Source organism: Orbaceae bacterium lpD02, from assembly GCA_036251875.1.
Lineage (GTDB): Bacteria > Pseudomonadota > Gammaproteobacteria > Enterobacterales > Orbaceae > Orbus > Orbus sturtevantii.
Map to the genome: position 1 here is coordinate 2,563,315 of CP133960.1, position 18,251 is coordinate 2,581,565.

At 36.4% G+C, this 18,251-nt stretch carries 19 protein-coding genes and 3 tRNA genes; 11 read left to right on the forward strand and 11 right to left on the reverse strand.

Annotated features, from left to right (window positions below):
- Positions 1-29: 29 nt before the first annotated feature.
- From RHO12_11290 to RHO12_11335, 10 genes are all read right to left on the reverse strand, one after another.
- Positions 30-1,289 (reverse strand): zinc-binding dehydrogenase, encoded by a 1,260-nt coding sequence (locus RHO12_11290; GenBank protein ID WVD65938.1) that lies wholly within the window; start codon positions 1,287-1,289, stop codon positions 30-32.
- Positions 1,290-1,355: 66 nt separating this feature from the next.
- Positions 1,356-2,186, reverse strand: a complete 831-nt coding sequence (locus tag RHO12_11295; GenBank protein ID WVD65939.1) for a PTS system mannose/fructose/sorbose family transporter subunit IID — start codon at positions 2,184-2,186, stop codon at positions 1,356-1,358.
- A gap of 10 nt (positions 2,187-2,196) precedes the next feature.
- Entirely contained in the window at positions 2,197-3,000 is an 804-nt protein-coding gene (locus RHO12_11300; protein WVD65940.1) for a PTS mannose/fructose/sorbose transporter subunit IIC, read from the reverse strand.
- Positions 3,001-3,026: 26 nt separating this feature from the next.
- Positions 3,027-3,518 (reverse strand): mannose/fructose/sorbose PTS transporter subunit IIB, encoded by a 492-nt coding sequence (locus RHO12_11305; GenBank protein ID WVD65941.1) that lies wholly within the window; start codon positions 3,516-3,518, stop codon positions 3,027-3,029.
- Positions 3,515-3,931: a mannose/fructose/sorbose PTS transporter subunit IIA gene (locus tag RHO12_11310; GenBank protein WVD65942.1), complete on the reverse strand. Its 417-nt coding sequence runs from the start codon at positions 3,929-3,931 to the stop codon at positions 3,515-3,517. Before RHO12_11310 ends, RHO12_11305 begins: the two co-directional genes overlap by 4 nt.
- A gap of 135 nt (positions 3,932-4,066) precedes the next feature.
- Positions 4,067-5,032, reverse strand: coding sequence for a sugar-binding transcriptional regulator (locus RHO12_11315; GenBank protein WVD65943.1), 966 nt, complete (start codon positions 5,030-5,032; stop codon positions 4,067-4,069).
- A 659-nt stretch (positions 5,033-5,691) separates the two neighbouring features.
- Positions 5,692-7,103, reverse strand: a protein-coding gene (locus RHO12_11320) for an IS1182 family transposase (protein ID WVD65944.1) whose coding sequence is annotated in 2 segments (ribosomal slippage) — positions 5,692-6,530 and positions 6,530-7,103 — 1,413 coding nt in all. Because the reading frame shifts where the segments join, the coding sequence is not laid out codon by codon here.
- 463 nt (positions 7,104-7,566) lie between these two features.
- A tRNA-Lys gene (locus RHO12_11325) sits at positions 7,567-7,642 on the reverse strand.
- 14 nt (positions 7,643-7,656) lie between these two features.
- Positions 7,657-7,732 (reverse strand) — tRNA-Val (locus tag RHO12_11330).
- A 49-nt stretch (positions 7,733-7,781) separates the two neighbouring features.
- A tRNA-Val gene (locus RHO12_11335) sits at positions 7,782-7,857 on the reverse strand.
- 199 nt (positions 7,858-8,056) lie between these two features.
- On the opposite strand from RHO12_11335, the gene RHO12_11340 reads away from it, so the two are divergent.
- The 10 genes from RHO12_11340 to RHO12_11385 all read left to right on the forward strand — a co-directional run bounded on the left by RHO12_11340 (position 8,057) and on the right by RHO12_11385 (position 16,265).
- Complete coding sequence (locus RHO12_11340) at positions 8,057-9,151, forward strand: PilN domain-containing protein (GenBank protein ID WVD65945.1); 1,095 nt, start codon at positions 8,057-8,059, stop codon at positions 9,149-9,151.
- Positions 9,141-9,671, forward strand: coding sequence for a hypothetical protein (locus RHO12_11345; protein ID WVD65946.1), 531 nt, complete (start codon positions 9,141-9,143; stop codon positions 9,669-9,671). The genes RHO12_11340 and RHO12_11345 overlap by 11 nt, the downstream gene beginning before the upstream one ends.
- Positions 9,668-10,051 (forward strand): hypothetical protein, encoded by a 384-nt coding sequence (locus tag RHO12_11350; protein WVD65947.1) that lies wholly within the window; start codon positions 9,668-9,670, stop codon positions 10,049-10,051. Before RHO12_11345 ends, RHO12_11350 begins: the two co-directional genes overlap by 4 nt.
- A 2-nt stretch (positions 10,052-10,053) precedes the next feature.
- Positions 10,054-11,316 (forward strand): hypothetical protein, encoded by a 1,263-nt coding sequence (locus RHO12_11355; GenBank protein WVD65948.1) that lies wholly within the window; start codon positions 10,054-10,056, stop codon positions 11,314-11,316.
- A gap of 67 nt (positions 11,317-11,383) precedes the next feature.
- The gene (locus tag RHO12_11360) at positions 11,384-12,202 is read left to right on the forward strand and encodes a Cof-type HAD-IIB family hydrolase (protein ID WVD65949.1); all 819 of its coding nucleotides are present in this window, start codon (positions 11,384-11,386) and stop codon (positions 12,200-12,202) included.
- Between the two features lies 1 nt (position 12,203).
- Positions 12,204-12,431, forward strand: a complete 228-nt coding sequence (gene tusA / locus RHO12_11365; GenBank protein ID WVD65950.1) for a sulfurtransferase TusA — start codon at positions 12,204-12,206, stop codon at positions 12,429-12,431.
- Between the two features lie 301 nt (positions 12,432-12,732).
- Positions 12,733-13,647 carry a metal ABC transporter substrate-binding protein gene (locus RHO12_11370; protein ID WVD65951.1) on the forward strand — a complete coding sequence of 305 codons (915 nt, stop codon included), beginning with the start codon at positions 12,733-12,735 and terminating at the stop codon, positions 13,645-13,647.
- Positions 13,644-14,540, forward strand: a complete 897-nt coding sequence (locus RHO12_11375; GenBank protein ID WVD65952.1) for an ATP-binding cassette domain-containing protein — start codon at positions 13,644-13,646, stop codon at positions 14,538-14,540. The genes RHO12_11370 and RHO12_11375 overlap by 4 nt, the downstream gene beginning before the upstream one ends.
- 1 nt (position 14,541) lies before the next feature.
- Positions 14,542-15,408: a metal ABC transporter permease gene (locus RHO12_11380; GenBank protein ID WVD65953.1), complete on the forward strand. Its 867-nt coding sequence runs from the start codon at positions 14,542-14,544 to the stop codon at positions 15,406-15,408.
- Positions 15,408-16,265, forward strand: a complete 858-nt coding sequence (locus RHO12_11385) for a metal ABC transporter permease (GenBank protein WVD65954.1) — start codon at positions 15,408-15,410, stop codon at positions 16,263-16,265. Before RHO12_11380 ends, RHO12_11385 begins: the two co-directional genes overlap by 1 nt.
- Positions 16,266-16,332: 67 nt before the next feature.
- Here RHO12_11385 and bamD read toward each other — a convergent pair whose 3' ends face one another.
- Entirely contained in the window at positions 16,333-17,112 is a 780-nt protein-coding gene (bamD, locus tag RHO12_11390) for an outer membrane protein assembly factor BamD (GenBank protein ID WVD65955.1), read from the reverse strand.
- Positions 17,113-17,260: 148 nt separating this feature from the next.
- Here bamD and rluD point away from each other — a divergent pair, with 148 nt between their 5' ends.
- Positions 17,261-18,250, forward strand: coding sequence for a 23S rRNA pseudouridine(1911/1915/1917) synthase RluD (gene rluD / locus RHO12_11395; GenBank protein WVD65956.1), 990 nt, complete (start codon positions 17,261-17,263; stop codon positions 18,248-18,250).
- Position 18,251 lies beyond the last annotated feature (1 nt).

The following is an 18,251-nucleotide window of genomic DNA, read 5'->3' on the forward strand; positions in this document are numbered from 1 at the left end:
AGTTAAACTCGCAGCGTTTCCTCTTGATATTACTCGATATTTTTTGCGTGGGCTAAAATATAATCTTCCGCTTCTTTTGACCAAATCCCTTCAGTTTTTACTAAGATATTTTTTAGCTCGATATAAAATGGTTGGTTTTGTTCTTCGCTCATTAATTTATGTAACTCAATTAATGGTAATGATTTTTGGGAATAAACTACTTTTTTTCCGCCAGGAATCGAGGGTTGATTAGCCGTTACATAGGCGGCAGTATCTAAACCTAGAATATGCGTGACTATCTTATTGACGTTAATTTTTTTCTGTTCAATTAATTTAATGCCTTCCCGCATATCATCAGTATTGCCTCCCGATGTACCGACATAATGAGTAAATGCATAATGTATATCATAAAAATTAATTGCTGCTTCAAATTTACTATCTTGTGGACCGGCAAAAAAGTTTAAACAGCCATCAGTAGCTAAAATACCAGAGCCAACACTAATTAGATCTTTTTCTGGTACAAATATAAAAACATCGTCGTAACCTTCATTATCAACTAATTGCATCAAATAACGTTTTTGCTCATCAGGAGTGGTAAATTGTGCAACATTAACATAAATAACGTCACAAGTAGTATTCGATGGATAGTGTTTTTGGCAATAATCAATCTTATTTTGTGTCCTTCCTGTTACGATGATTCGCTTAGGATTAATCGGTCCATGTAATGCATAATCAATTGCGAGCATACCCATTGGCCCCATTCCGCCGATAATAATTAAATTACCATTAGGTTTTATGCCCATTTTATGGTTATAACTTCCTTCAATTAAATGATAATTAGCATTAAATGCGCCGATCACGCAAGATAATGGTTCAATTAATGCACCTTCAAAAAAAGTATTGCCATTATAAGCAAGCAAGCAGTTTTGATTCAATACTTCTTTCGGAATAATGACATAGGTAGCTTCGCCACCAATATAAGGAAATGAATAACCAGGGCAGGCAAGGGAAGGGAGTTGTAAATTGGCTTGTACGACATATTTTTTACCTACTTCAAATTTATGCTGCCATTTTTTACCTACGCTGACTATTTCACCACAAAATTCATGACCAACAATAATGGGATTAACCGCAATATCATTGGGTACTTTTTTATGATTTTCACCTTGATTTACCTCTTTCCAAGTTGAAAAACAGATGCTATCGCAAATAACTTTTGCCAGAATTTCATCTTCTTTTAATGCAGGTAAGAGGAATTTTTCTAAGCGTAAATCATTTTTACCGTATAAGCGTAATGCTGTTGTAAACATAATAACCTCAATCGATTTATTTTATAGATATGCCGCTAGACACAATCGTTTTAACTCACAATGCAACTAAACTAACAGTCCTAACCAATAGCCTAAAATTCCAACGGCAAACAGTATAAAAATCAACGTAATAGGGCTGATTTTTTTTCTTAACAATTTCATCATTAATAGCGTTAACCCCAATGCTAACAAACCAGGACAAAGATCATTAAGAATATTTTGTAAAGTGGTGACTGACTTGGAACCATCGGGCGATAACGTTGTAGAGATGATTAACGGCGTATTAATCGTAGTCCATTTAGTGACTAATACGCCCATGATAAATAGCCCTAAGATAGAGGCACCCTCTGTTAGTTTTTGTAAAATATTATTAGCCATATCTTTAACAATATTTAAACCTTTATTAAAACCATACTGTAGACCAAACCATTTTAATGCTAGACGAACGGCATTAAAGAGAACGAAAAACAATATCGGTCCCATAATGTTACCCGTGATGGCTAATGACGCACCAAGTGCGGCAGTAATAGGCCGCAGTGTTCCCCAAATTAATGGGTCACCGACGCCGGCTAAAGGTCCCATTAATCCGACTTTGATACTATTAATTGTGACCTCATCAATATCTGCACCATTAGCTTTGGCTTCTTCCATTGCCGCAGTTACACCGATGACGGGTCCAGATATTGCTGGCGTTGTATTAAAAAATACTAGATGACGTTTTAGCGCCGCAATTTGGTCGTCTTTATTTTGGTATAAACGTTTAATCGCGGGTACCATATCAAAACAAAAGCCAAGCGCATGGATCCTTTCATAATTAAAGGAAGCTTGCTGTAAATTAGATCGTAGAAATATATTAATCAAATCTGACTTAGTTAATTTATTTTTATATTCGCTCATAATAAGACTCCTAGTCATCTAATTCATCGAAGGCGGTATCATTTGTATTTGTGACTACAGCAGCGGTCGGTAATTTTTTATAATTAGGGTTAAGTTGAATATAGATAATTGCAATAATGGCCCCTAATGCGCCAAAAGCAAGCAAACTAAAATCAAGATAGCCGCCTACCAAAAAGCCGGCAAAAAAGAATGGTACAAGGTATTTCACCCACATCATATTAAGGACCATGGCATAACCAACTACCACAATAAAGCCTCCCGCTACTTGTAACCCTCGGGTTATCACCTCTGGAATATCATTGAGCAGTGAATTTAATGTTGCGGCATCAACATAAATTGCGATGATTAGCGATGGGATCGCAACACGTAATGCTTGAACGAAGAGCGCCGAAACGTGCAGCAAATCTAATGTATGAAATTTAGCTTGTAGTGCCGCTCTATCTGCAGCATGCTGGAAAAAAACAGTAATGGTACGAGAAAATACAGTTAGAATTTGCCCTGCTGCAGCGACAGGCAAAGCAATAGCGATACCTGTTGGAATGTCTTGCTTTCCAACAATAACTAAAATAGTTGAAATAATACTGGCTAATGCTGAGTCGGGCGATTGTGCCGCGCCAATATTCATCCAACCTAGCGCGATAAATTCAAGAAATCCACCTAAAATAACACCTTTTTCAACATCACCTAATATTAAACCGACCATCGTACAAGCAATTAAAGGCCGGTGAGTTTGAAATTCATCGAGCACACTACCAATACCTGCAATACAGGCGTAAATGAATAGCAAAATTATTTGTAATATACTTATCTCCATAATCATACCCTCAATATTTAATGTGACTAAGCAATATCGATTTCATTAATTTTTTTTATAAAATCAATTGATGGATCACTATAAACAACTCTTAAATCCAGCTTAATATTTAAATCGTTTAGCTGATTAAAAGCGTCTACATCATTTTTATCTAATGATACTGCTTTGGTTATTTGGGTTTTACCTTCTCGATATGCCATGCCACCAATGTTAATCGATTTTATCGGTACACCTTTTTCAATAATCGCTAATACATCTGCGGGGTTAGTAAATAGATAAAATACCGTGTCTTGTTGATATTTAGGGTTGTTATAAACTGAAACGGCTTTATCAATATTCACCACGTTAACTTTAATCCCCGGAGGAGCGGCTTGTTTTAGTAATGTCTTACGTAAATCATCTTGATAAATGGCGTCATTACAGATAATAATTCGCTCAGCTTTCGCTTCTTTTACCCAAACAGTTGTAACTTGGCCATGGATAAGGCGGTCATCAATTCGTGCAAAGTTAATAATCATATAAAGTCCTCCTCTTCTTCATTTTTGATGATATTTTTATTAAATTTTTGTACACAATGCTTTCCTATTTGAACCGAATAATCGGTAATTTCACTCAATGACATATCTGATATGTTATCAACTATTTCTAAACATAATGGTAATGACATACCGCTGATTAGCTCAATTTTTTCCGACTTAAAGGCAAGTTCGGCTGCTGCGTTATAGGGACTGCCTCCAAATAAATCGACGATAACTAAAGTATCAAGGTCAAAATTAATCATATCAGCGATTTTTTTTACTAATATTTCGCGGTTTTCATCTTTTTTAAAATCAATGGCAATAATATTGTCAACATCGCCATAAATCATTGCTATTGAGTCCTTCATCGCGATAGCTAATTGCCCATGTCCGCACATGATGATATTAATCATTAATAATTCCCCTTGATAACGATACTGATTTTATTTTGGCTGATGGTAAATTTTGCATAAAACGATCCTTCTCACGAGATTTAAAGGTGATAAAAATATATACAATAATAAGTTATAGGATTGATTTGCTGTCAGTTAGTCAGGAGGAATTAATTGCGTTAGAATCGATTCGGCTGTTCCTTTGGTTGTAATCAGAACATTAATATAGCCGCCTAAAATGGCGGCAATAATCGCATCGGCTTTTTCAGTAGACTCTGCTACGCCTATACGATACTTAGCTATTTTTAATTGCTCTAAGGTAATATTGATAATTTTATCTGAAATATTCGTTTGTACGATATTGCCTTTATGATCAAAGAAGCGTGAACAAATATCTCCTGCAATTGGTTTATTTTCAAGGGTTTCAATTTGATCATCATCACCATAGAAACCATGCCATATTGAACTATTGGCAATATTACACGAGCCGATCCCAAACATTGCGATCGTCAATTTATACCAGTAAGAGGCAATCTGATTATAATGTTGAGATTTTACAATTGCATCTCGTAATGATTTTTCTTCCAAAATGGCGGGGAAGTCCATTAATAGAGAACGGCAATGTAATTTGGTGGCGACATTATAAACAATAGTATTAACATGAAACTGGCTGGTTAATTTTCCTGCAGGACCGCCAACCATTGGTAGACAAAGGGCCTCTTTGTGTACGCTATTATCAAGCTGTTCGGCTACGGCAGCAAGAGAACTTCCCCATGAAAAACCGATAATATCGTGATCAGTAATAATTTTTTGCAGGTACTTAGCCCCAGCATATCCCATTTTTTGTAAATAAATATCCGACTGGTCATCAGTATTAGCGTCAACGACTATCACGTCATGCAATTTAAAATATTCTTTTAGCTGTTTTTCTAGTAATGAAGTTTGGCAAAGGTTGTAGTTAATTGTAAATTTAACAATTTGTTGTTGTTGCGCTTTTTTTAATAGGCGACTAATGGTTGTGCGATAAATTCCTAATTTTGCCGAAATTTGAGCTTGGGTCAAATTATGCTCATAATAAAGCTGCGCGATATTAATTAATAATTTTAACTCATCGTTTGGCATAATCATTCCTAGTATTTTTAATTTAAGCACAAATGTGCGAAAACTAAGCTTGTATCTATATGATGATTATATTAAAGATGGGCAAACAATATAGGTCAAACAATATTTAATCTAATGTGCGAAAACAAATTATTAATCACAAAAATGCGCTAATAAAATTGTCGATATCACAAATGTGCAATGATTTTAATTGAAATTAATTGATTTGATTGAGAATGCTAAATTACAGGTATAAAAAAAATCACCGTTAGGTGATCTCTGAAACTTGGTGGGTCGTGAAGGATTGACTCGTCACATCGTGTGACTCGGCTCTGCGAGCTAGTTGCTAAAGCAACATACTAATCTGTTCCTGACAGATTAGTCGAACCTTAGGTTCTCATCCAAGTGTTGTGTTACTAAATTGTAGGCATAAAATAAATCACCATAAGGTGATCTCTGATATTTGGTGGGTCGTGAAGGATTGACTCGTCACATCGTGTGACTCGGCTCTGCGAGCTAGTTGCTAAAGCAACATACTAATCTGTTCCTGACAGATTAGTCGAACCTTAGGTTCTCATCCAAGTGTTGTGTTACTAAATTGTAGGCATAAAATAAATCACCATAAGGTGATCTCAGATTGTTGACAAACCTCGATATTATTCGGGGTTTATTTTTTTATTTTAGCCATAAATACGATTTTTAATTGAAATTTTATTAAATCCATTCAAAAGTGACCTAAAATAGAGCAATAAAAATAGCTTTAGCGCTATTTTCTTTATATTTTGTGCTGTTGCGGCTAACAAACACTGCATTTGAACCTTAGCAAGCCCTCTAAATCTCGCATAACGATGTCCATGATGTTGTTTGGCGTCAGCAAAACTTCGCTCGACGGTCTCTTTTCGTCTCGCATAAACTTTTTTACCCCATTTACTTAGACGAATATCATTCGCTTTTTCTTTATCGGCTTCCCAGATATGGCGAGTAATGATTTTCAGACTATTTTTACTTTGTGTACACTGTGATAATAACGGACACTGCTTGCAAACACCTGCTTTAGAATGATAATGACGGTAACCTTCTCGACTTGTCGTTTTATAAATCAGTGATTGCCCATTGGGGCAGGTATAGGTATCGCGTTGACTATCATAAATAAACTGCCGTTTTCGTATGGCATTCGCACCATGATTCGGTCTGCGATAACCGATTACGGGATATATCTGCTCAGCTAACAATAAATGGCAAATAGGGGCGGTAAAATACCCCGCATCAAGACCCACACCAACAGGCGCAAAGTTAAACCGAGTGACCTGCCGTTTGAGCCGAGCAAGATAAGGTTGAGAATCATGAACATTTCCCGCCGTAACATGCGTATCGGTAATTAGATTATGTTTACCATCAACCGTTCGGTGGTCAAGATAAAAGAACCCTTTAGGTTTGCCTTCCCGATGCATAAAACCGCTTTCTCGGTCGGTGGTGCTGATTTTAATTGCTTTATACCGTGTTTCCGTCCTTGGCGCTAAGGCTTTTTTCCATGTGTAGCCCGCTCTTCCTCAATTGCTTTATTTAACTCATTAATATATTGGCTCGGCTCAATAATACGCTTTTCATTACATGCTTTTCCCTTATTGGCACTGGCTTTAAGATGCGTGCTATCCGAATATAAGATACGGCCGCTAATTAAGCCTTTCGCGATAGCTTGCTCGACAATATTATCAAAAATCTGTTGATAAATGTCACTATCATTAAATCGACGTCGACGATTTTGGCTTAGGGTTGACGCGTCAATCACTTTTTCGGTTAATCCCATCCCCAAAAACCAACGATAAGCTAAGTTAACCTGTATTTCTTGCACCAATCGCCGCTCACTGGGAATGCCGAAAAGATAACCTAATAACATAATTTTGAATAATCTGACGGGATCTTCTGCCGGGCGTCCATTATCCTTACAATAAAGGGACGCCACTGCATCACGAATAAATTCGAAATCAATAATCTTAGCAATTTTACGGACAAGGTGGTTTTGAGGAACAAGGGCTTCGAGCGATATTTGTTCTATTTTTTCAGGGGTTGCTGGTGTCGGTTTTCTAAGCATCGGGACATACCTTTGATAGTTACACACCACACTATTAGATCAAAAAACTCGCTAAAAAGCGAGTTCTTTGTCAACAATCTGAAATCACCATAAGGTGATCTCTGATATTTGGTGGGTCGTGAAGGATTGACTCGTCACATCGTGTGACTCGGCTCTGCGAGCTAGTTGCTAAAGCAACATACTAATCTGTTCCTGACAGATTAGTCGAACCTAAGGTTCTCATCCAAGTGTTATGTTACTAAATTGTAGGCATAAAAAAAATCACCATAAGATGATCGCTGAAATTTGGTGGGTCGTGAAGGATTGACTCGTCACATCGTGTGACTCGGCTCTGCGAGCTAGTTGCTAAAGCAACATACTAATCTGTTCCTGACAGATTAGTCGAACCTTAGGTTCTCATCCAAGTGTTATGTTATTAAATTGTAGGCATAAAAAAAATCACCATAAGGTGATCGCTGAAATTTGGTGGGTCGTGAAGGATTCGAACCTTCGACCAACGGATTAAAAGTCCGCTGCTCTACCGACTGAGCTAACGACCCAAATAGATAATATATGGTGGGTGATACCGGGTTCGAACCAGTGACCCCCTCCTTGTAAGGGAGGTGCTCTCCCAACTGAGCTAATCACCCTAAATCTAAGAACAATATTGCTTCAAAGATAAAATAACACAGTAAGAATTGGTGGGTGATACCGGGTTCGAACCAGTGACCCCCTCCTTGTAAGGGAGGTGCTCTCCCAACTGAGCTAATCACCCTTACCGTGTGGAAAAGCATTATAAAGATCCTTGTTTTTCAGTCAACTGTTTTTTTCATTTTTATGCAAATTATTGATAATTCGTTTTAAATTTAAACATTTTTTGCGATATTTTTAGCATGAGTAATATTTTTTAAGGCTAGGGTGATTATTTTATTTGAATATAGTCTTAAATTTAGCTTATTTAGGGTAATAGCCATTTGAACTATATTACTTTTTTTATACAACCGGCAGGTGTGACAGGCATTGCGGTTAACATTAAGTCAAGGAAAGCAAATATTATTATTAAGCAACACATGCCAATTATAGACGCTAATAATAGTGACATTGTTGCTTTAGAGCTAAAGACATTAACACAGCAATTTTTAGCTGTTATTGGGCATAAGCAAAAAAGTAAGGTCATTTATCGTATAATTGTGGCGGATGGTAAGCTTATGCAAAGTCATTTAGCGCTGCCTAATATTGGATTGAATAAGTATGAAATTGAGCGCTATATTGAAGGTTCATTATATAAAACGTTTAATACTAAACAATTACTCAGTTATGATTATCGACTTAAAACAGATAATACTAAAAGTCTGCAGCTAATCATTTATGCTTATCAACAGATTTTGATTAAACGCTATATTGAATTATACGAACACACAAAGCTGAGGTTTATTGGCGTTACCTCAAGCATGATTACTCATGATGCAATTAGCGAATTGGATATCACCGAGTTTGACAAAATAGCACTTTTACCTACGATAGCAGGTATTAATTTTTTACCTTGGCGTGATCGCAAGCGGAAATACAATAGAGTATATTTTTTAGTCGTAATCATGGTTTTTTTTGTTCTTTATGGCATCGCCATTTGGTTATGGCGTGAGCATGCTTACTCATCCTTAGATGAACAATTACGACAAAATCAACTGATTCATAACGAGTTGCAGCAAAAAACGCAGCAATTAGCATTATTAATTAATGCACATAATACCTTACTAAAACTTCAAGCAAATCTGGCGGAGCAAATAGCATCAAAAGAGCAATTTATTTTATTGAGAAGCTATTTGGGATTAGTCTCTTTAACTATTCCCGATGGGATATGGCTCAGTTCACTATCATATCAAAAAGAGACACTTGAACTTAAAGGGGAAAGTTTTTTATATGCTGATATTTTGATATTTTTAAATTTATTAGAACAGCATGATAAAACCCAGCACTACCGAATTGTATCGGTAAAAATGCAGCAACATTTACTGCAATTTATTATTGATGCTAAACCTGCGAATTTGGTGCAAGAGTATGATGATTGAAATCCTTGATAGGTTTCTTTATCGGTCAGCTTCATTTCGTTATGGCGCTATAGCGATAAGTTCTATTTTATTATCTCTGTTAACTTATTATTTACTGATTATTCCTTGTGAGCAGCACTATCAAGACGAAGTACGAAATTATCATACTCTACAAGATGAGATAACAGCATTAGATAATAAACTTAATGATTATCCTAATTACCAACAATTAATTACCAATATTGCAACGTTAGAGTCACAGCATAAAAACTATCGAGATTATTCGACTAGCCAATTAATTAAGATTATTTCGCAGCGCATACTAACTAGCCAATTAACGCTTATTGATTTTACTCAGCAGAGTGAAAAATTGCACTTTACGATCCAAGGTGATTACGCCAATTTTAGCCAATTCATTGATCAATTATCGGCGCTTAATCTAAATATTGCCATTATACACATGTCAGTTACTCGGCAGGCTGGTAACTTAGCTTGTTTATTATCGCTTGCTTATCAACATCAACAGGTAAAAGAGCGATGATAAAACACATTGTTATTCTATTGAGCATGATTTTATTAATACTAATATGCACAAAAATAGTACGTTCAACAGAAAAAAATCCATTTTTGTTTCCACCAGTACTGTCGTGCGATGAATTGAAAGATAAATTAATTGTACAACTAAATTTATGGCAATACCGAGGTTATGTTAAGCTGTGTCGAACTAAGCAGCAACAAACCACGACCGTTTGGCTATCTAGCCAACAGGATTGGTTAACAATTAACGATTTACTCACACCGACGTTATTAATGCCATGGTTAATTACTAGCATCTCATCAACACAGATCACATGGCAGGCTAGTTTACCATCGTACTGCCATAGCCAAGTTATTTTTAATATGAAGTTTGTAGGTAAATAGTGATGCAATCTCATACTCTAATTAAACGGATTATATCGGTAGCAGTGAGCTGCTTTGTGATGAATAGTTATGCTATAGATAACCTTAGTGATAATGAACTCGTATCTTTGAATTTTCGCCAAGCACCGACCAGTATTATTTTACAAACACTAGCCGATCACCGACAACTCAATCTTATTTCAGAGGTGGAAACAGATACACTGCAAACGATTAAGTTGACTGATATTGATTGGTATAGAGCTTTAAATATTATTACGCATAATGCGAAGTTACAGTATATTATTGATAATAATATCCTCGTTATTACTACCATTCCTGATCCTAAAGGATTATTGGAGCAGCGCCGTAAAGAACAAATAGAACAAGAATTTACATTACCTTTAGTCTATTTACCATTAAACATTAATTATGCTGATCTTAACTCGTTGCGAGCTATGATATTAGAACAAAATATCTTATCTGAAAGGGGAAAAGTTTTTATCGATGACCGATCGAATAGGCTCATTATTTACGACATTAAAAGCAACACTGATAAAGCGGCTGTGCTCGCTCAACAGCTCGACAAACCTGTAGCGCAAGTGCATATTTCAGCTCGGATAGTGACAATGAGTAATGAAAGCTTATCTGAACTAGGGATTAAATGGGGATATACCGGCTCATCATCACAATTACTCAGTCAATTTGATATAAACTTAGGCTTAACTAACTCGGCAGCAACATTGGGTTTTAATTTAGCGAAGCGCTCAAATAAGTTACTCGATTTAGAACTATCGGCGCTAGAAGCTGAAAATCAGTTGGAAATTATTGCCAGTCCAACACTACTTACTTCAAACAAGCATACCGCATCAATTAAACAAGGTACTGAAATTCCCTATGAAGTGTCAAGCGGCACTAGTGGGGGCACTTCGATTGAATTTAAACAAGCGGTATTAGGTTTGGAAGTAACCCCAAGAGTATTGGCGAATAATCAAATAGAATTAGCATTATACATTACGCAAAATACAGCAGGTAGAACGATTAAGCGTTCAGATGGCGGCGAAGCATTGGCTATTGATACACAAGAAATTAGAACGCAAGTGTTGGTTAGCAATAATGAAACGCTCGTACTTGGTGGTATTTTTCAACAAACCCATCATCAAGATATTCGAGCTGTACCGGGGATCAATAAACTGCCCATTATTGGCAATTTATTTAAGTACCAAAGTAAAAAACAGCAAAAACGTGAATTAATTATTTTTATCACGCCACAATTAATCCGTTTTTAATTTACTTTAATGGTTAGGCATGATGGAGTATAATCGTGGCAAGCATTTAATTTTATAAGGGCTTTTTATGTTTCACGTAGTTGCCTCAGATCTTGATGGTACATTATTAAATCCGCAACATTCTTTATCCGATTACACTAAGAAAATTTTGCAAGCTTTAAGACGAGAAAATATTAATTTTGTTTTTGCTACTGGTCGACACCATATTGACGTGGCTCAAATGCGTGAAAACATGGAAATAGACGCTTTTATGATCACATCTAATGGCGCCCGAGTTCATGATAGTAAAGGTAATTTAATTTATAGTAAAAGTCTCGAGCAAGATGTGGCTTATGAAGTTGCACAAGTTGCGATGGATGATCCACTCGTTTATACCCATATTTATCGTGGTGATGATTGGTTAATTAATAAAGAAGATAGGTATTCACTTAGCTTTTTTAATGAAACAAATTTTAAGTATCGATTATTTGATCCAATTGATTTTGCTACCTCAGATATTGCTAAAATTTATTTTACTATCAGTGATATTACTCATTATTCACATTTAGTGGAGCTAAAACATAGTTTAAAAGCTAAATATGGCTCACAAATTAATGTGGCTTTTTCGACCTTAAACTGTTTAGAAGTTATGGGAAGTGAAGTATCTAAAGGTTATGCATTAAAGGCTGTAGTGAATAAATTAGGTTTTACGCTACAAGATAGTATTGCCTTCGGTGATGGCATGAATGATTTTGAGATGTTATCGATGGTAGGTAAAGGCTGCATTATGCAAAATGCCAGTGATGAACTTAAAAATAGCTTACCTAGCTTAGAAATTATTGGTTCAAATGCAGATGAAGCTGTGCCTCATTATTTAAATAAACTCTTTTTTAATTCAGCGATTTAACATGAAAATAGATCGAGAACTTGATACATTAGGGCTACGTTGCCCTGAACCAATTATGCTGGTAAGAAAAACCATTCGAGATATGGAAATTGAGCAAATTTTGCATATTATTGCTGATGATCCGGCAACCGTGAGAGATATTCCTGGATTTTGCCGACACATGGAGCATAAATTGATTGATTGCCAAATAGAGCAAAAACCCTATCATTATTGGATTAAGAAGCAGTAATATTATTATCATTTCAACTATAATTGCCAAGGTATATCGTTAAATTGATATTATTGGCAAATAATATTCAAGGTATTAATCTTTCTCGTTAAGTTTTTATTATATTATTTGATTTTAATAAAAAAATAGATAAACTCGAACTTAAAACATAAGCGTTTAAGAGTGCTAACCTGATATTAATAAGCTATTTTCAGTAATAGTTATTTATCAAGAGTCGAGTTTTATATGATGAATAAAAGTTTGACTTTAAATTTATTGAATGATAATAATTATCATTAACATTTAATCGAAAGGTTATTATATGACACTATGCAATCGTAGTTTGATAAAATATAATATTTTTTCTGCTTTGTTCTTTTCGCTACTGATTGTGATTAGCTGTCATGTTAATGCTGAACAAAAAAAGCTTAAAGTAATTACAACATTTACTATTATTCAAGATATCGCACAAAATATTGCTGGAGAGGCTGCTATTGTTGAATCAATTACTGTACCAGGAGCAGAAATTCATGAATACGAACCAACCCCAAAAGATCTTGTCAAAGCCCAATCAGCTGACTTAATTCTATGGAATGGCTTAAACCTAGAGCGCTGGTTTGAGCGATTTTTTCAAGATATTAAAAATGTACCCTCAGTAATAGTGACAGAAGGCATTTCCCCAATGCCTATTCAAGAAGGCAGCTACAAAGGTAATCCGAATCCCCATGCTTGGATGTCTCCAAGTGAAGGACTTATTTACGTTGAAAATATCCGTAAAGCTTTGGTTAAATATGATCCTAATAACGCGGATATTTATAATCAAAACGCGACAAATTACATTGAAAAAATAAAAGCGATGGACTTACCATTACGGCATAAGTTAGCAGAAATTCCTAAAGATCAGCGTTGGTTGCTTACCAGTGAAGGAGCATTTAGCTATTTAGCGCGAGATTATGATTTTAACGAGGCCTATTTGTGGCCTATCAATGCTGAGCAACAAGGAACGCCGAAACAAGTTAAGACCGTCATTGATTTGGTCAGAAAATATAATATTCCCGTCATCTTTAGTGAAAGCACTATTTCAGATAAACCAGCGATACAGGTGAGCCGTGAAACGGGTATTAAGTATGGCGGTGTGCTTTATGTCGATTCATTATCCAAGCAAGATGGACCTGTTCCCACTTATATTGACTTATTGACCGTAACGGTTGCAACTATTGCTAAAGGTTATGAATGATGAACAACTCAAATGATCCGATGACATTAAATATTGATGATATCACTGTTACCTACAATAATGGCCATACCGCGATTCATAATACTAGCTTTAAACTCAATGGTGGGACTATTTGTGCGCTGGTTGGCATTAATGGTAGCGGAAAATCGACACTATTTAAAAGCATTATGGGAATGGTTAAACCTCGAAGCGGTAGTGTCACACTCAATAATCTATCGGTCACTAAAGCGCTAAAGCAAAATATTATTGCTTACGTGCCACAAACCGAAGAAGTTGACTGGGATTTTCCTGTTTTAGTCTCTGATGTCGTCATGATGGGGCGTTATGGGCGTATGTCATTTCTACGGATCCCCTCCAAAGAAGATAAAAAGCAAGTAGACATAGCGCTAGAGCGCGTCAATATGTCGGCGCTAAAAAATAGGCAAATTGGTGAACTTTCTGGCGGACAAAAAAAACGGGTATTTTTAGCTAGGGCACTGGCTCAACAAGGCAAAGTATTATTGCTAGATGAGCCTTTTACTGGAGTTGATGTTAAGACTGAAAATGCAATTATCGATTTATTAAAAGCATTAAAAATGGAAGGACATCTTATTTTAGTGTCTACCCATAACTTAGGTAGTGTCCCCGAATTTTGTGATCAGGTAGTACTATTTAATCGCACTGTACTGGCACAAGGGCCGACTAAAACCACGTTTACCCCGCAGAACTTGATGACTACATTTGGTGGAGCATTACGCTATTTAAGCCTTTCCGGCGATAAATTGCATGACGACGAGGATCCAAGGGTGGTTTCTGTATTGACCGATGATGAAAGAGCGGCAGTTTTTTATGGTGAAGGGCACGATGATTCACCCCACCACAACTTGCTGCATGAATCACTGAGGAAAAAATAATATGTGGGAACTATTATTAGAGCCTTTTCAGTATCAATACATGCTAAAAGCAATCTGGGCAAGTTGTTTAGTTGGCTCTGCGTGTGCTTTTTTATCTGCTTATCTGATGTTAAAAGGGTGGTCATTGATGGGCGATGCTTTATCGCACTCAGTGGTGCCGGGGGTAGCAGGGGCTTATGCTTTGGGATTACCTTATTCTATCGGCGCATTCTTTACCGGTTTTTTGGCAGCGATCTCAATTACGATCATTCGTTATTTTAGTCGACTAAAAGAGGATGCGATTATTGGTTTCATTTTTTCCACTTTTTTTGCTTTTGGTCTTTTAATTATTTCTCTAAACCCAACCTCAGTGAATATTAACGCCATTATTATGGGAAACATTTTAACCATTGCTGATGAAGATTTATGGCAGGTAGAAATTATTATAGCCGCATCATTATTGCTATTAATTTTATTGTGGAAAGACTTATTGGTTGCTTTTTTTGATGAAATTCATGCGCGTTCGATTGGTCTATCACCTTTAAAGCTAAAAATTATTTTTTTTACTATTTTAAGTGCTTGTACCGTTGCAGCCTTACAAACAGTGGGAGCAATTTTAGTTATTGCTATGGTGATCACACCAGGTGCAACAGCTTATTTATTAACTAATCGCTTTTCTCGGTTATTAATTATTGCCGTTTTAATTGGTTTTTTTTCTAGCGGTATTGGCGCATGGCTTAGTTACTATCTTGACGGGGCAACAGGTGGCGTGATTATTACCTTACAAACGATCATCTTTTTATTAGCATTTCTATTTGCTCCTCAGCATGGTTTAATCCCTAACCGTTTACGCATTCGCAAACAGCTAAATAATAAGGAGTATTCTTGATGGAATGGTTAAATTTTATTATTGAACCATTAAGCTACCCTTTTATGCAAAGAGCAATTATTGTTGCCATTACGACCGGATTCGTCTGCGCTATCTTATCTTGCTTTCTTGTCTTAAAAGGCTGGTCATTAATGGGGGATGCGATTTCTCATGCAGTTTTGCCGGGTATCGTTTTAGCTTATCTAGGAGGTATTCCCATTATTATTGGTGCATTTGCTTCTGGTTTTTTTTGTTCTTTGGCAACCGGTTACATTAAACAAAATTGCCGAGTAAAAGAAGATACCGTAATGGGGATTGTCTATTCTGGTATGTTTGCTTTTGGTTTAGTCTTGTTTTCCAAGGTCGATACTGAGCAACATCTTAATCATATTTTGTTTGGTAGCGTGTTAGGCACCACTCATAGTGAGCTTATTCAAATCGTTATTATTGCACTGATTGTATCGGTAGTGACACTTATAAAACGCAAAGATTTAATGCTATTTTGTTTTGATCCTGTCCAAGCAAAAGTTGTTGGTTTGCCGACAAGGCTGCTACATTATGGTTTATTAACATTTCTTGCTCTAACGATTGTGGCATCGTTGCAAGCAGTCGGTGTGATCTTGGTTATTGCCATGTTAATTGCGCCAGGTATTATTGCATTTTTATTATCTAAGCGGTTTGAGCGAATGCTAGTTATTGCGATTTTAGTGTCCATAATTTCTTGTATTTTAGGTACCTTAATTAGTTATCACTTTAGCGCCAGTACCAGTGCTTGCATCGTGTTGATTCAAGCGTTAATGTTTATTTTAGCTCAAAGCTATCGGCTCATGGTAGATTATCGATTTAGTCTTTTGCATAGAAAAAAGCTCATTGAATAGAAATGGAATTGCGCGATAAGCTTAATGACAGAAAGCGGCGATAGATTTGCACCGCTTATCACTCACATTAGAAAATCCATAAAAATGGTTTATTACTGTCGATAGAGGATGAGGTATTACCGATATTCGCTTCAATAAGCTTATCTGTTTTTTCCGCTTCCTCGCTTAAACCTAATTGATTATAAGCGTTACGCATCAGTACTAATCCATGCTTTGCTGAATCTGTATCAGGGAAGGTTATTAACATATCGTTAACACGATTAACAACCGCAACATAAGCCCCGCGTTCGGTATAATATTGTGCAACTCTAAGCTGGTATTTAGCTAAACGCTCTTTTAAGAATACAAGTCGTTTTTCAGCATCATAGCTATAAGGGCTATTTGGATAATTAGAGACTAAATGGCTAAAGTCTTTAAATGCAGCCTTAGCATATGACGTTTCACGATCAGCGCGATCAACATTAAACCAGCCCTGAATTTGGTTATCATCTTGCGCCATATTAGCAAGACCACGAATATAAATCACCCAATCAACATTTGGATGGGTTGGATTAAGTTTTAAAAAACGGTCAATTGAGGCAATTGCTACGGGTAAGTCACCTGATTTATAATATGCATAAATTAAATCTAGTTGGACTTGTTGCGAGTAAGGGCCAAATGGATAGGCCTTATCTAAAGCCTCTAAATTTGCGATACTCGTTTTAAGATTACCACTTTGCAATTCTTGTTCTGCAATGGCATATAAATCTTTCTCTGGCACATTCTCAACATCAGGCTTAGCTGATGAACACGCCATTAGTAAACCAGTCATTGCCGCGATAAAAGAATATTTAAGATGTAATTTCATTCAATCATTAATCCATTGTTATTTATTTTAAAACTTTTATTTTAAGAAATATTAAAATAAACATTAACCCATTTGAGCGTATATGATACTCTAATTTATTATAGCTTAAAACACTCTAGAGTAAAAACTCTACTTAATATAGATAATTATGTCAGATAGCACACTAAAAAAGTTACAATTAACCGCCGAAATTGGCGAGCATCAGTTAGGCATGAGGTTAGATCAAGCTCTAGCTGAATTATTTTCACAGTACTCGCGATCACGAATTAAAGATTGGATCGTAGACGGTCATGTAAAAGTTAATAATATGGTTGTTGATAAGCCTAAAGAACGTGTATTAGGCGGGGAACATATTATTCTTAACGCATTAATCGAAGAAGAAACCTATCACCAAGGTGAAAATATCCCCCTTAATATTGTTTACGAAGATGATGATATTTTAGTTATTAATAAACCTCGCGATTTAGTTGTTCATCCCGGTGCGGGTAATCCAAATGGTACAGTACTAAATGCACTGCTCCATCACTATCCTGAAATTGCAAGCGTACCAAGAGCTGGGATTGTTCATCGATTAGACAAAGATACCACTGGATTAATGGTGATCGCTAAAACCATTGAAGCACAGACTCGCTTAGTCGAGTCTTTACAGTTGCGTGAAATTACACGTGAGTATGAAGCCGTTGCTATGGGTATTATGACGGCTGGTGGGACGATTGATAAGCCGATTACGCGTCATCCGACTAAACGCACACATATGGCGGTATTCCCAACTGGCAAACCCGCGGTAACCCATTACCGTGTAATGGAGAAATATCGCGCACATACACGTTTACGCTTACGTCTTGAAACAGGACGCACACACCAAATTCGTGTTCATATGGCACATTATGCCCATCCACTCATTGGTGACCAGTTATATGGCGGAAGACCAAGGCCACCAAAAGGCGCGACGGAGGAGTTCATCCAAACTTTGCGTAATTTTGATCGTCAAGCCTTACATGCAACGATGTTAAGATTATTTCATCCCATCACGGGAGAACAGATGGAATGGCATGCTCCAATTCCAGAAGATATGCAGCAATTGATCAAGGTGTTGCAAGAAGATACTAAATTGCATCAAGATGAGATCGATTGGTAAA

Bases quoted from the DNA above. Each gene is read 5' to 3' on its own strand.
- RHO12_11350 (WVD65947.1), top strand. From the start codon at position 9,668: ATGATAAAACACATTGTTATTCTATTGAGCATGATTTTATTAATACTA.
- RHO12_11310 (WVD65942.1), bottom strand. From the start codon at position 3,931: ATGATTAATATCATCATGTGCGGACATGGGCAATTAGCTATCGCGATG.
- RHO12_11295 (WVD65939.1), bottom strand. From the start codon at position 2,186: ATGAGCGAATATAAAAATAAATTAACTAAGTCAGATTTGATTAATATA.
- RHO12_11305 (WVD65941.1), bottom strand. From the start codon at position 3,518: ATGATTATTAACTTTGCACGAATTGATGACCGCCTTATCCATGGCCAA.
- rluD (WVD65956.1), top strand. From the start codon at position 17,261: ATGTCAGATAGCACACTAAAAAAGTTACAATTAACCGCCGAAATTGGC.
- RHO12_11360 (WVD65949.1), top strand. From the start codon at position 11,384: ATGTTTCACGTAGTTGCCTCAGATCTTGATGGTACATTATTAAATCCG.
- bamD (WVD65955.1), bottom strand. From the start codon at position 17,112: ATGAAATTACATCTTAAATATTCTTTTATCGCGGCAATGACTGGTTTA.
- RHO12_11385 (WVD65954.1), top strand. From the start codon at position 15,408: ATGGAATGGTTAAATTTTATTATTGAACCATTAAGCTACCCTTTTATG.
- RHO12_11355 (WVD65948.1), top strand. From the start codon at position 10,054: ATGCAATCTCATACTCTAATTAAACGGATTATATCGGTAGCAGTGAGC.
- RHO12_11375 (WVD65952.1), top strand. From the start codon at position 13,644: ATGATGAACAACTCAAATGATCCGATGACATTAAATATTGATGATATC.
- RHO12_11315 (WVD65943.1), bottom strand. From the start codon at position 5,032: ATGCCAAACGATGAGTTAAAATTATTAATTAATATCGCGCAGCTTTAT.
- RHO12_11290 (WVD65938.1), bottom strand. From the start codon at position 1,289: ATGTTTACAACAGCATTACGCTTATACGGTAAAAATGATTTACGCTTA.
- tusA (WVD65950.1), top strand. From the start codon at position 12,204: ATGAAAATAGATCGAGAACTTGATACATTAGGGCTACGTTGCCCTGAA.
- RHO12_11380 (WVD65953.1), top strand. From the start codon at position 14,542: ATGTGGGAACTATTATTAGAGCCTTTTCAGTATCAATACATGCTAAAA.
- RHO12_11300 (WVD65940.1), bottom strand. From the start codon at position 3,000: ATGGAGATAAGTATATTACAAATAATTTTGCTATTCATTTACGCCTGT.
- RHO12_11370 (WVD65951.1), top strand. From the start codon at position 12,733: ATGACACTATGCAATCGTAGTTTGATAAAATATAATATTTTTTCTGCT.
- RHO12_11345 (WVD65946.1), top strand. From the start codon at position 9,141: ATGATGATTGAAATCCTTGATAGGTTTCTTTATCGGTCAGCTTCATTT.